General features: G+C 62.4%; 11 protein-coding genes and 1 tRNA gene. 2 read left to right on the top strand and 10 right to left on the bottom strand.

Annotated features, from left to right (window positions below; all coding sequences use genetic code 11):
• Nucleotides 1–33 precede the first annotated feature (33 nt).
• Complete coding sequence (locus tag ACLQ8T_RS04355; RefSeq protein WP_413455804.1) at nt 34–681, bottom strand: DUF6308 family protein; 648 nt, start codon at nt 679–681, stop codon at nt 34–36.
• Between the two features lie 136 nt (nt 682–817).
• On the opposite strand from ACLQ8T_RS04355, the gene ACLQ8T_RS04350 reads away from it, so the two are divergent.
• Nucleotides 818–1,192, top strand: coding sequence for a PH domain-containing protein (locus ACLQ8T_RS04350; protein ID WP_128469776.1), 375 nt, complete (start codon nt 818–820; stop codon nt 1,190–1,192).
• Nucleotides 1,193–1,201: 9 nt separating this feature from the next.
• On the opposite strand, the gene ACLQ8T_RS04345 is transcribed toward ACLQ8T_RS04350, so the two are convergent.
• From ACLQ8T_RS04345 to ACLQ8T_RS04325, 5 genes are all read right to left on the bottom strand, one after another.
• Nucleotides 1,202–2,428, bottom strand: coding sequence for a glycerate kinase (locus tag ACLQ8T_RS04345; RefSeq protein WP_413455803.1), 1,227 nt, complete (start codon nt 2,426–2,428; stop codon nt 1,202–1,204).
• A 57-nt stretch (nt 2,429–2,485) separates the two neighbouring features.
• Entirely contained in the window at nt 2,486–4,045 is a 1,560-nt protein-coding gene (locus tag ACLQ8T_RS04340) for an SLC13 family permease (RefSeq protein WP_413455802.1), read from the bottom strand.
• Nucleotides 4,042–5,562, bottom strand: coding sequence for an ATP-binding protein (locus ACLQ8T_RS04335; RefSeq protein WP_413455801.1), 1,521 nt, complete (start codon nt 5,560–5,562; stop codon nt 4,042–4,044). The genes ACLQ8T_RS04340 and ACLQ8T_RS04335 overlap by 4 nt, the downstream gene beginning before the upstream one ends.
• Nucleotides 5,555–5,782: a hypothetical protein gene (locus ACLQ8T_RS04330; protein WP_413455800.1), complete on the bottom strand. Its 228-nt coding sequence runs from the start codon at nt 5,780–5,782 to the stop codon at nt 5,555–5,557. The genes ACLQ8T_RS04335 and ACLQ8T_RS04330 overlap by 8 nt, the downstream gene beginning before the upstream one ends.
• Before the next feature lie 310 nt (nt 5,783–6,092).
• Nucleotides 6,093–6,902, bottom strand: coding sequence for a DUF4352 domain-containing protein (locus tag ACLQ8T_RS04325; protein WP_413455799.1), 810 nt, complete (start codon nt 6,900–6,902; stop codon nt 6,093–6,095).
• Nucleotides 6,903–7,131: 229 nt separating this feature from the next.
• Here ACLQ8T_RS04325 and ACLQ8T_RS04320 point away from each other — a divergent pair, with 229 nt between their 5' ends.
• Nucleotides 7,132–7,959 carry a hypothetical protein gene (locus ACLQ8T_RS04320; protein ID WP_413455798.1) on the top strand — a complete coding sequence of 276 codons (828 nt, stop codon included), beginning with the start codon at nt 7,132–7,134 and terminating at the stop codon, nt 7,957–7,959.
• A 129-nt stretch (nt 7,960–8,088) separates the two neighbouring features.
• Here the strand turns inward: ACLQ8T_RS04320 and ACLQ8T_RS04315 are convergent.
• The 4 genes from ACLQ8T_RS04315 to dusB all read right to left on the bottom strand — a co-directional run bounded on the left by ACLQ8T_RS04315 (nt 8,089) and on the right by dusB (nt 12,671).
• A tRNA-Asn gene (locus tag ACLQ8T_RS04315) sits at nt 8,089–8,161 on the bottom strand.
• Nucleotides 8,162–8,214: 53 nt separating this feature from the next.
• Nucleotides 8,215–10,098, bottom strand: coding sequence for a DNA primase (dnaG, locus tag ACLQ8T_RS04310; RefSeq protein WP_413455797.1), 1,884 nt, complete (start codon nt 10,096–10,098; stop codon nt 8,215–8,217).
• A 9-nt stretch (nt 10,099–10,107) separates the two neighbouring features.
• Nucleotides 10,108–11,391 carry a deoxyguanosinetriphosphate triphosphohydrolase gene (locus tag ACLQ8T_RS04305; RefSeq protein WP_413455796.1) on the bottom strand — a complete coding sequence of 428 codons (1,284 nt, stop codon included), beginning with the start codon at nt 11,389–11,391 and terminating at the stop codon, nt 10,108–10,110.
• 77 nt (nt 11,392–11,468) lie between these two features.
• The gene (gene dusB, locus ACLQ8T_RS04300; protein ID WP_052253512.1) at nt 11,469–12,671 is read right to left on the bottom strand and encodes a tRNA dihydrouridine synthase DusB; all 1,203 of its coding nucleotides are present in this window, start codon (nt 12,669–12,671) and stop codon (nt 11,469–11,471) included.
• Nucleotides 12,672–12,743 lie beyond the last annotated feature (72 nt).

Genomic DNA, 12,743 nt, shown 5'->3' with positions numbered 1-12,743 from the left:
CGAAATGCTATACCTGCCACGGATCTACAATGGTCATTTTTCACGCTTACCTTGCTTCCACAAGGCAATGTCCAAAACTCGCAATAGCGACAAATGATGTTGGCCTGCTGCAAGCCTGATCGCTCTGAGCATGTCTACGAATTCGGCTGCTTCAGGCGAACCGTCGTGGAACGCGGAATACCAAGCGTTCCACTGTTCTCCGCTACCCTTGATGCCGACAACTGCTTTGACAACCGAATCATAAACCGGAATTAAATCTGGCCGTTTACGAGCCATAATTTTGCTCACCGTGGTTTGGCCGAGGTTCCAAGGATCGTCATACTGCCGCAGAATCTTCCACAATTTATCTGCAGGCGATCCCGGGGCGAGATATTTCTCGAATAGCTCAGGCGTCAGATTCTCAAACTTCAAGTCCTGCGGAATTTGTGACAGCAATTCACTGATTTGCTCGGCTAGTGTTTCAAGGATTCCCAAGGAAGCCTGCGCTGGCACGTCCACGGACAGCATCGACACTGCCACCAAGTCGATCGCAGTGATCTGATTTGGATCAATGTCGACATCTTCGCCAAGAGTTTCAAAGCGGGATCCAGAATATTTTGGCCGGCCGTTTTCCATGGTCGCAAAATAGTCCTGTATATCGGTTACCGCAGAGTCGAAGTCGACTTTCGATCGAAGTTGCATTTATGCCGATCCCATCCTTGGTTGAATCTCTGATCATTACAACATATCCGAGAATACCGACGTTTTGGACTGTCAATCTTGATTTAAGAAATTAGGCGTCACGTAGTTTGTCCGCCGCACTCGATACGCTCGATTCATGATCGATTTCAATAATTCTTCCGTCTTCAAATTGGGTCCCTGGGACCTGTCGCAGGTAGCTCCTGAAATCATGCCCATGCTGGTTGCTGGCGAAGAGCTGCAGGCCGCCTTCAAGGGCGCCCGTGACTACGTGGTGTTCACCAACAAGCGGCTCATCGCCGTCAATGTGCAAGGCATGACCGGCAAGAAGCGGGACTACACCTCGTTGCCGTATTCGAAGGTCCAGTCGTTCTCGGTTGAAACGGCTGGAACCTTCGATCTGGATGCTGAACTGGATCTCTGGTTCAGCTCACTGGGCAAGGTCCGCTTGGAGTTCAAGGGCAAAGTGGATATCCGTGCCCTGTCCCAGCTGGTCGCCGGCTACGTCTTGTAGCGGAATCTTTTACCAGGCCACGCGCGGGCTCAGCCGTGCCGCGGCCATCGACGCGCCCAGGATGATGGTGCGCATGAAGCGTTCGGCCGCTTCGATGAGCAGCCGTTCCCCGTCATCCACTGCTTCCTGCAATGTCATGGGAATAGGCATGATCGAGGCAATGGCATCGATGCCGATATCGTGCACGTCGCGGCAGCCGCGGCCCAGCGTTCCCGCCAAGGCCACCACCGGCACCCCATGCAGCGAGGCGCGCCGCGCAACTTCCGCCGGCACCTTGCCCTTGGGCGTCTGGAAGTCGATGGCGCCTTCTGCGGTGATGACCAGGTCCGCTCCGCGCAGCATCGAATCCAGATCGATGCCGGCCAAGCCCGAGTCCAGGATCGCCTCGAAGCGGGGCAAGAGCACCGCCCCGACTGCGGCCAGCCCAGCACCCAGTCCGCCCGAAGCACCGGTGCCCGGGGCCAAGGCGAAATCGGTGGAGCGCGCGGACTCCAGCGTATCGCGGCGCAGGATCGAAGCCCAGCGTTCAAAGCCTGCCGACATGCTTTCCACCTGTTCCTCGGTGGCACCCTTCTGCGGTCCGAATACGCGCGCCACTCCGCGCGGTCCGGTCAGCACATTGTGCTGGTTCAACGCCATCGTGATCTGCACCTGCCCGGCGGCCAATGCCGGGTGCAGGCCGGAAAGATCCAGCCGGTCCACGCGTCCGAGGTAATTGCCGCCGGCTTTGACCTCGCGGCCCTTGGCATCGAGGATCCGTGCTCCCAGTGCCTGCAATGCGCCCATGCCGCCATCGGAGGTGCCCGAGTCGCCGCAGCCCACCAGGATCTTGGAAGCCCCGGCATCGATCGCGGCCGCGATCAGCTCCCCCACTCCGTAACTGGTCGTGGTTCCCGGATCCCGCTGGTCGCGGGGAACCAGCCGCAGGCCGGCCGCGGCTGCCATTTCCACGACCGCAGTTCCTGCCGCCTCGCCGCCGAGCATCGCGTAGTGCGAGTGGACCTGCTGGCCGACCGGACCGGTGACCGTGACCGGGACCAGCTGGCCACCGGTAGAGCAGGCCAGGGTTTCGGCGGTGCCTTCGCCGCCATCGGCGATGGGCACGGCCTTGACTGCCGCTCCGGGCAAGGCCCGGCGGACGCCGGCGCCGATGGCTGCCGCCACGGCTGCCGCGTCGAGGGATTCCTTGAAGCCCGATGGTGCAACCAGGATGCGTTGTGGAAGTGCGTGTGCCATGATTCTTTGTCCTTTTCAGTGAGGATGGATGCGTTGGAAATGAAGCTTTGAAGTGAGTCAGAGGAACAGCGGCAGTCCCATGGCCGGCCAGATCCAGAAGGCGAAGGCCAGGACCAGCAGGACCATGAGCGGTCCGAGCACCGCGCTCAGGCGCAGCAGGTCTGCTGGCCGGTAGGTTTCGATGCCTTCGATCTCGGAGAACAGGTTCACCGGTTTCGCGCTGCTGGTCAGGGTGTGGCAGAAACCGGCCGCGGCGGTGGACGCCAGCGCAATGGCCACCGCATTGACCCCGACGCCCGGGGCGAGGGACACCACCAGCGGGATCAGCACCGCTGAGCGGGCCGAGCGGGACTGGATGACCAGGTGCGCCGCGGCGGAGATCACCACCACCAGAATGGTGAAGACCCAGGCGGCGGCAGCTCCGAGCTGCTCTACCGGGCCAAGGACCCGGCGGGCCAGCCAGTCGGCGGCCCCTGTTCCGGCGAGCGCGGTCCCCAGGGTCAGGGTCGCTGCCATGAAGATCAGCATCGACCACGGCACCGCCTTCAAGGCCTTGGCCAAGCCGACCGAGCCGTATCCCGGACTGGCGACCAGCAACGAGCCGAGCAGGGCCACGATGGCGGGATGGAGCTGATGCAGCGGCTCGGTGCACCAGAGCACCACCACCGCCGCGACCAGCAGCGCTGCCCTGGATTGCCCTACGGTGAGCGGGCCGGTGAGCGGCACCGGCGAATGCTCCTGCAGCCGTTCGATGCCCACGGCCAGCGGCTGGGCACGATCTTCGGCGCGGGTGAACATCCACAGCACCAGTTCGGCGCACAGATGCGAGGAAACGAACGCCAGTGGCAAGCCGTAGACCAGCCAGCCGGCGAAGGAGAAACCTTCATGCCCTGAGGCCGTGAGGATCTGGCTGGTGATCAGGTGCGCTCCCGCACCCAGGTAGGATGCCACCGCCGAAAGCAGGATGACCGAGGGGAAAACCAGGGCCAGGGCCAAGACGACACGGCGGCGATCCGCCAAGGCCTTGGCCAGGGCGATGAACACCGGGATGGCCAGGGCCGCGCGCCCGGAGGTGGAGGGCACCGCGAAAGCGGTGGCAACCAGCACCCCGGTGCTCAGGTGGATCAGCTGCCGCGGGGTGTTCGCGCCCGCGGCGATCCAGGCCGCGGCACGGGTCGCCAGTCCGGTGGCGGTGATCCCCGCCGCGATCACGAAGGCGGCCAGCAGCAGCCAGATGGTGTCTTCGCCCAGCGAGGAGAACAGTTCGGCTTCGGGCAGCACCCCCATGAGCACCAGCACCACCGCTGCACCCAGGGCGATGTAGGTATCGCCGACCGGCGAGAAGATCCAGAGCCAGATGGCCACGGCGAAAACCGCCAAGGTCAGGGCTCCTTGCGCCGGCAGTGCCTGCGCTGTCCCGGCCGCCGGGCCGAAGGCTCCGTAGGCGCACCAGGCAAGGAAGGCCAGCAGGAGCAGCGCGGCGATGATCCGCGCGGCGTTCTGCCTGCTCCACTGGCTTGGTGCCGCGCCGGCCTTGCCCGGTTCGGCGCTCTGGCCCATGGGCCGCTGGGCGGTGTAGCGGAATCCCGCGCGGGGCGCGGTTGGCTTGATGCTCATAATTCGCCTCTAAGACTGCTGGCCATGGATTGGGCGAAGTCTTCCTCGCAGCTGCTGCCTTGCCCGGCGTCGGCCAGCGGCAAGGAGAATCCGAAGCTGGTCCCGTTGCCATGCCCTGATTCCACCCAGGCCGTGCCGCCGTGGGCTTCGGCGACCGCTTTCACCACGGCCAGTCCGAGACCCATGCCGGATCCCTGCTCGCCGGTACCCGGTGCGCTGCGGTAGTTCTCCAGCAGGGCACGGGCTTCTTCCGGATCCAAGGCCGGTCCATCATTGGCAACCCAGAAGCTGGCCATGCCATCGGCTGCGGCAGAACCGATCCGGATGCTTTGGCCGTCTTCGGTATGCGCGACCGCATTCTGGATCAGCTGGTGCATTCCCTGGGCTACGCGCAGCGGATCCAGCCACGCCTGGGCCTTGGCGGACTCGGCGATCCTGAATCGGCGGTCCGGGTAGGCTCCCGGACGGGAAGCCGCCGCGGCGACATCCGCCGTGACTTCGCCAACGGAGATCATCTGCCGATGGATGAAGTTCGGGGTGGAGCTTTGCGCCAGCAGATCCAGGTCGGCAAGGGTCTGCCCCATCTGCGAAATATGGGCGTGCGCGGTGCTGATGATGGCGTTGCGTTGCTTGCGCGGAAGATCTTCCTCATTCAGCTTCTGCAGGGCGGAGGCCAGCTGGCGTTGCGGGCCGCCCAGGTGCTCGCGTGCTTCGGAGATGAAGTGGCGTTGGGCCAGATGCGAAGCTTCAACCCGGTCGAGCATCGCGTTCAGCGTGCTGGCCAGCTGCGCCAGGTCGTCTCGTCCTTCTACCGGAACGCGGGCCGAAAGGTCATTGGCGGTAATCGATGCGGCGGTTTCGCTCATGGTACGGATGGGGCGCATGATCTGGCCGGCTGCCAGCCAGGCGATGCCCGCCGTCAGGGCCAGTCCCCCGGCTGCTACGCCAAAGAGCATCGTTGCCTGCCGGTTGGCTTCGTCCTGGGCACCGCCAATGAAGTGCGCAACGACCAGGTGCGCCTGGTGGCCTTCGCCGTTGGCCCCGGAGGCATCTTTCGCCTCGGCTTTCGCCCAGCGGACCGTCCCGTGATTGCTTTCCAGGATTCCAGAGGTCTTCGCGTCATTGAGAATCCGTCCCAGGAGGACCGGGTCTTCAGCCAGCCAGCTCCCGGCTTGGTTTGCGGCGGTTCCTGCGGCGAGCACCCGCCCGTCGGCCTGGCCGATGATCGCTTCGCCGGCCATTGGCTGCTGGCGGGCCAGATAGCGTTCCATCAATTCGCCCATGGAGGAAAACGGCCGGGCAGTCTTCGGGTCCAGCCCCTCAGCCGCGAATGTCCGGAACTCCTCGATTTCCTGCGCGATGCCCACGTTGGCTGCCTCGGCAACCTGGCCGGACATGATCGATCGCATCGAAACCGTGACCGCCAGCAGCGCCAGTGCAGTAGTGAGCACGATCCAGCCGACGATGCGCAGCCGCGCCGAAACCGTTGATCCTTGGTTTTCCTGGAGATCAGTCATGGCTGTCTCCCTCCTGGTCCTGCGCTTTCGCAGCATTTGGCGCCGGGGCTAAAGAGAGCTGGACAACAAATGGCTCATGATGCGGGATGGGCGGATTGGCCGTGTCGGCAAGAGCCTGACTGGCACCGGCCAGTCCCGCTGGCACGGCCAACACCATGAGGATGAGAAGTATGCGACGAATCATGTTTTGAACATTAAAAAACCCTTGTGAGGAGCTCATTAGGCACTTGTTAGAAGATCATGGCTCGCCCATGAGAAGTAAATGAGAACGTTCGAAAAACCGCGAGTTCCAGCGCTTTTCCGGGACTCTGGCTTGGGGAAAATCCCATGAAAATTTCTTCAATCCCACCGGTTTCCGTGTTCCTAGTGCTGTAACAATCGCCGGCTGGCCTACGGCCGATCCAGCGGGCGGCAGGGATTCGTCGAAGTCCGCGGACGGCCAGCTCCGGCGCCGCCGGCGCGAATGAAGAGCGGCACAAAAAGAGGCTCCGCCATCCTTGATTGGATGGCGGAGCCTCTTCGAATGCGAGCTACTTGGTGGCCCAGAGCACCGACTCGCCGGAGAACGAGATCGTCTCGCTCACACGGATTTTCGCATCTTCCACGGCCTCGGCCGGCACGTCGAAGACTACCTGGTAGCTTCCCTTGCCGCCGTTGGCCAGGGTAGGTAGATCGGTGCCCGGCTTCGCGGGGACTGCGAACGAGCTGGTCGTGCTGTAGATGCTGGCATCCGATCCCACGAGCTCCGGATTCAGATCCAACCAGGCATCTCCTTCTTCGTCTCCGTTGTAGACCACGGAGAGGTCAACCAGCACATACTGGCCTTCGGCCTTCTCATTGAACTCGTTGGCCTTGGCGATCTGAGCTCCGGCGTCCAGGTTCACTGCGCTGACGTTCACCGAATACTCGCCAACGGTAGCCGCCTGCCCCAAGGCAAGTACCTGTGATTCATCTTCGGCCTGCTCGATGACCTCCGCCGGGGCTGCCACCTCGCCGTCCGATGCGTCGGCAATATCGTTGGCAACCTCGTCGATCGCCTTCACGTAGGCTGCCTGGGTGGCAAAGACCAGGATGATGGCCATGATGGCAATGATGCTCGATGCGATGCCCAAGCCCTTGCTGCCACGGCGCTTGGAGGCGACGACGAGCGAGATGACACCGAGCACCAGGGCAATGAAGCCGAGCACCGCGGCGATGTTGTTGACGATCGGCACCCAGCACAATGCCAAGGCAACGATGCCCACGACTAGGGCCGCGATGCCCAGACCCTTGCCAGCAGAGGTCTTGGCCTGAGGCGCCGGCGGCACCACATTCGGGTCGAGCGGATTTTGTACAGGCATGAAAGTTTCCTTCGAGTGAAGACGGCGCCCAGCTGGCACCGAGTCGGCGATCGGCTCAAGCGGATGACTGCCCCAGCCGATTCGGAGTCCTTGTTGACTCTTCAAGAGCTTGTCATTGCGCACCGACAATTTAGCTTCCCGCAATTCATTGCCTGCAATTCTGCCGGGAATTTTCCTTCCCTTGGCGGGCCGTTCGCACAACCCGGGCGATTAATTACAGAATGCAGTCATGGCCACTTCCATTGAACGTTCTCCGGGCCGCAGCACGCTGCGCTATGTGCGCCTGATGCTGCTCGTGGTGCCCCTGCTCCTCGTCGTCGCCATTGTCATCTATGGCATTGCTAACCAGCGCATCGAAGACTCGCTGAGTTCCTACTACCTGGGACCGGCACGAGACCTCTTCGTCGCAATGCTGGTGACTACCGGGGTGCTGCTGGTGGTCTATACCGGAGAAGAGCTGGAAGATTTTGCCCTGAATTTAGCAGGCTTCTACGCCATGTTCGTTGCAGTGGTCCCCACCAGGCTGGGAGAAACGCTGGCAGACTTGACAGTCGGCGAGCAGCGGCGGCTGATCTTCTCCGTGCAGGTATCGGTCATTGCGGTACTCGTCGTCAGCGTGGTTTTCATCTGGCTGGGAATCCGGACCAGCAATGCTCTGCACCGTGCGCTGTTCCAGAGCAACTTGACCAAAATCCTGGGATTGCTCAGCACCCTGCTCCTGATCGCCTTTGTCCTTCTGCTGTTGTGGCGGACCATCGAAGGCAGGCAGTTCGCCGGAGTGCATGCCAGCGCCGCGTTCCTGCTGATATTCTCCATGGGCATCGCCATCGCCAGCCATCTGGATCATAGGCCGCTGTGCTCCATGGATACCAGCGGCGGCAAGAAGACCCACTATGCAATCCTCTTGATGCTGATGCTGCTGGGGCTGATTGCCTGGCCGATTCTGCTGGCGCTGGGCATCGAAGAAGCGCTGTTCATTGTCGAATGGTTCGAGATCGGCCTGTTCGCGTACTTCTGGTATCTGGAATCCCGGCGCTTGTGGAACCTGGCGGACTGACTGCTGCAGGAAAAAATTGCACCGGCGTGCCCGGCCAATGTCCCCGATAAACGCCTCGTGGATTCCGGGCTTTTCAGGCGAAAATAAAAAGTTCCGGCTCGCAGATGCGAGCCGGAACTTTTCTGTAAGCTCCTCCAACTGGACTTGAACCAGTAACCCTTCGATTAACAGTCGAATGCTCTGCCAATTGAGCTATGGAGGATTGCAACGAGATATAACTTTACCCAAGAATCCCGTGATTGCAAAATCGGGATCCTAGGTCCCGCGCAAGATCCTCCGGCGCATTTCCAGTTCCATCAATTCTCGGTTGATCTGGGCATATTCTTCACCCTCAGATTCCATTTCCGCACGCTGAAGCCGGCCGATGAGCTCAGCCTTGCGGTGTGTGATTTGAAGCTCAATCAATCCGTTGATGATGTCGGCGCAGTAGCGGTTCAGGCTGTGCTCATCCGATGCCGGAATGCTGGTCACGGCGAGTTCCGAAACGAAGCTGCGCAATTGCTCGGGAACTTCGTTGCGAATCACTTCAACCCAGGACGTCGCCGAGGCACCCGCGCTGGAAGCGGCAACGATCCCGTCATGGACAGCCGAATGGGCCGGGGCCAGGAATCGGGCCTCGTAGAACGCCTGCCATTGCTCGTCCTTCAGCCGTTGCGGCTGCTGGATGACAACTTCCAGTGCCTGCCGTTCAAGGCGCATCACCGGGTCTCGGTGATCCGGGCGTTCGAAGGCCGGCGCGGTCGCGATGGCCGGTTCGGCTTCGTCTGGCTGCGGGCGCGGTGCCTGCAGCTCGGCGTTTTTCGGCAACCGGGCGCGCTTGATGGAGGCGCCGACCGAGCGGTTGACGTCCTCGTTGTTCATTCCCAGCCAACCGGCCAGCTCGCGGGCATACGCCGGACGAATGGCGGAGTCGCGGATCTGGGCAACGATGGGGGCGGTCTGGCGCAAGGCCTGCACTCGTCCTTCAACGGTGTTCAGATTGAATTTCTTCAGTTCGGCACGGATGGCGAATTCGAACAGCGGACGCTTGAGCTCAATGAGCTCGCGTACCGCTTCATCCCCGCGGTGCAAGCGCAAATCGCAGGGGTCGGCACCGGTTGGCTCAACGCACACATAGGTCTGGGCGATGAATCGCTGGTCTTCTTCGAACGCGCGCAACGCGGCCTTCTGGCCCGCGGCGTCGCCGTCAAAGGTGAAGACCACTTCGCCTCCGGTGCCGTCATCCTGCAGCAGGCGGCGGGCAATCTTGATGTGGTCGGTACCAAACGCGGTACCGCAGGTGGCCACCGCGGTGGTGATGCCAGCCAGATGGCAGGCCATCACGTCGGTGTAGCCTTCCACCACGACAATCTGCCGGCTCTTGGAGATCTGCTTCTTGGCCAGGTCGATGCCGTAAAGCACCTGGGACTTCTTGTAGAGCTGGGTCTCCGGGGTGTTCAGGTACTTTGGCCCCTGGTCGTCCTCGTAGAGCTTGCGCGCACCGAAGCCGATGGTTGCACCTGACAGGTCGCGGATCGGCCACATGACTCGTCCGCGGAACCGGTCGTAGATGCCGCGGTTGCCTTCGGAGAACATGCCGGTGAGCTTCAGCTCGTCATCGACAAAGCCCTTGGAACGCAGGTGCTTGAGCAGCGAATCCCAGCCCTTGGGCGCATAGCCTACGGAGAATTGGGCTGCGACTTCCGCGTCGAATCCGCGGCCGGCGAGGAACTCGCGGCCCGCGACCCCTTCATCGGTCGCCAGCTGAGCGCGGAAGAATTCCTCGGCGACCTTGTGCGCGTCGACCAGGCGCTGGCGCTTGCCGTAGTCCTCGCGGCGCGGTCCCGGTCCCCCGTCTTCGTAGTGCAGCTCGTAGTTGATGCGGGCGGCGAGCAGTTCCACGGTTTCGGTGAACGAGGAGTGGTCCATTTTCTGGATGAAGGCGATGACATCGCCGGACTCGCCGCAGCCGAAGCAATGGAAGGTGCCCAGCTGCGGGCGGATATGGAAGGACGGGCTGCGTTCATCGTGGAAAGGGCACAGGCCCTTGTACGAGCCGATGCCCGCGGATTTGAGCGTGACATAGGATTCGACAACCTCGCGCAGGTCGGTGCGGTTGCGCACCTCGTCGATATCTTCACGCTTGATCAGCCCTGCCATGATTCCCTTCTAGAACAACTTTGCGTCAGGGGCTTCGCCCTTGACCAGATACGAGTGCCATTCGGTGGCCGATACGTCGGTGAGCGAGGCGACCTGGTCAATCACCACGCGCAGCTGTGCGGCCTCATCAGCGGCGTCCTCCCAGTCGGCTGCGAAGATCGGCTCCAGGTTATCCCGGCCGGTCTCGAAGAGCAGCTGAACCAGTTCGGCCAGCAGCGTGCGCTGGTCCTCGTAGAGCGGCTGGCGCACTTCGGAGGTCATCACGTAGCTGGCGGCGATGCCCTTCATCACGGCAATCTCATGCTCGGTTTCCTCGGGCACGATTAGGCTCGCGTTGTAGCGGGTGAGATTGCCGTCCCCGTAGCGGACACGGGTGGCATCCATGGCAGCGGCGGCGAAACGGCCAATGAACTGGCTGGTCATGTCCTTCAGCGCGGCCATGGAACGCCGCGAGCCGTCAAAGTGGGCAACCCATTCCTCGCTGGCTTCCAGGCGGCGCAGCGCAGCATCGATATCGGCCTCGTCGGTCATCGGCAAGTACCAGTCCTTGGTCACCTGCAGCGCGCGCTCGCGCTGCATATCCTGCTTGAGCCAGCGCAGCTGCAGCTTGCCACCGACAATTGCGTCTTCCACGTCATGCACGGAGTAGGAAATGTCATCAGCCAGGTCCATGACCTGGCCTTCCATGCAGACTGCTCCCGCGGTGGCCTCCGGAACATTGCGCAGCCACGCGAAAATCGTCGCGTCATCTTCATAGACGCCGAACTTCTTGGTCTTCTTGCCGTTGACTTCGGGGGCATCAGCCTTCAACCACGGGTACTTGCATGCCGCGTCCAGCGAAGCGCGCGAGAGATTCAGCCCGGCCGAATGCCCATTGTGCCTGAAGGTCTTCGTTTCCAGGCGGGTCAGCAAGCGCAGCGTCTGCGCGTTGCCCTCAAACCCGCCGATGTCCTTGGCGACCTTGTCCAGGGCTTTTTCCCCATTGTGGCCGAAGGGCGGATGTCCCAGATCATGCGCCAGGCAGGCGGTATCAACGACATCCGGATCGCAGCCCAGTGCTGCACCGAGCTCGCGGCCCACTTGGGCCACTTCCAGTGAGTGCGTCAGCCGATTCCGTACGAAGTCATTCTGGTTCGGTGCCACAACCTGGGTCTTGGCGCTCAAACGGCGCAATGCCGAGGAATGCAGCACGCGGGCACGGTCCCGCTCAAACGCGGTGCGGTACGACTTCTTTGCTGGTTCAGGCACCCACCGTTGCTGGTCGGCTTCGGTATATCCGGGGATCTGAGTCATGGTTCCCAGTCTAGTGAGTGATTGCCTGCAATTATGAGTTATCCACTAGTGGCGTAGCCGTGGCCAGCGAATGGGACCTAGCCGCCGGAAATATCCAGTTCGGCGGCCTTGATCATTTCGCGGTGGGCGTCGCTCATCACGCGGTTATCCAGCCAGCCGTCGGGCACGTGGGTCTTCTTCGGGTGGCCGGCGCGGCCACGGGTGCCCTCAGCGCCCTCGCCGGGGTACGGCAAATCCAGATCCAGCTGGTCCAGCAGTTCGCGCAGGCGGGCCAGGGATGGCACCTGGGCCAGCTGCGAGCGGATCTCGCCGCCGACCGGGTAGCCCTTGAAGTACCAGGCGATGTGCTTGCGGATATCGCGCATGCCCTTGCCCTCGTCCTCGAAGAATTCGGTGAGCAGCTCGCCGTGGCGGTACACGGTCTCAGCCACCTTGCGCACCCCGGGACGGAAACGGTCCTCGCGGCCTTCGAAGGCAGCCTGCAGGTCGCCGAAGATCCATGGGCGGCCCTGGCAGCCGCGGCCCACCATGATGCCCGCGGCGCCGGTCTGCTCCACCATCTCGATGGCGTCCTCGGCGCTGAAGATGTCGCCGTTGCCCAGTACCGGCATGTCATCCATGGCCTCGCGCAGGGTGGCGATGGCCGACCAGTCCGAATGGCCGGCGTAGTACTGGCCCGCGGTGCGCGCATGCAGGGTCACCGCGGCGGCGCCGTGGTCGCGGGCGATCTTGGCGGACTCCAGGTAGGTCACGTGGTCCTTGTCGATGCCGATGCGCATCTTCACGGTCAGCGGGATATCGCCCTTGGCGGCCTCGGAGGTCGCCGCTTCGATGATCGAGGTGTAGAGGTCGGTCTTCCAGGGCAGCGCCGAGCCGCCGCCCTTGCGGGTGACCTTGGGGACCGGGCAGCCGAAGTTCAAATCGACGTGGTCCGCCAGATTCTCGTCAACCACCATGCGCACGGCGGCACGCACGGTTGCCGGATCCACGCCGTAGATCTGGATGGAGCGGATCTCTTCGTCGGGGTCGTGCGAAATGATGCGCAGGGATTCGGGGTTGCGCTCCACCAGCGCGCGAGCGGTGACCATTTCGGTCACGTACAGCCCGCCGCCGTATTCACGGCAGAGGCGGCGGAAGGCGCGGTTGGTCACGCCAGCCATCGGAGCAAGGACCACCGGAGTATCAATGGTCAGCTTGCCCAGCTGCAGCGGTGGCAGCTTGAGGGTCGGAGTGTTGGTTGGCGCATCAGTCAGGGTCGTCACCCATCCATTGTCTCGCATGAACGCAAATCGGGAACTGAGATCTTGATCAAACTGTGTTCCGCAGACGCTGGCTTATTGCCTCGTTGTCAA

The sequence above is a fragment of the Glutamicibacter sp. FR1 genome (assembly GCF_047300825.1).
In the GTDB taxonomy this organism is placed as follows: domain Bacteria; phylum Actinomycetota; class Actinomycetes; order Actinomycetales; family Micrococcaceae; genus Glutamicibacter; species Glutamicibacter nicotianae.
Note: the sequence above shows the minus strand (reverse complement) of the source record. Positions and strands in the feature narration are given on the sequence as shown.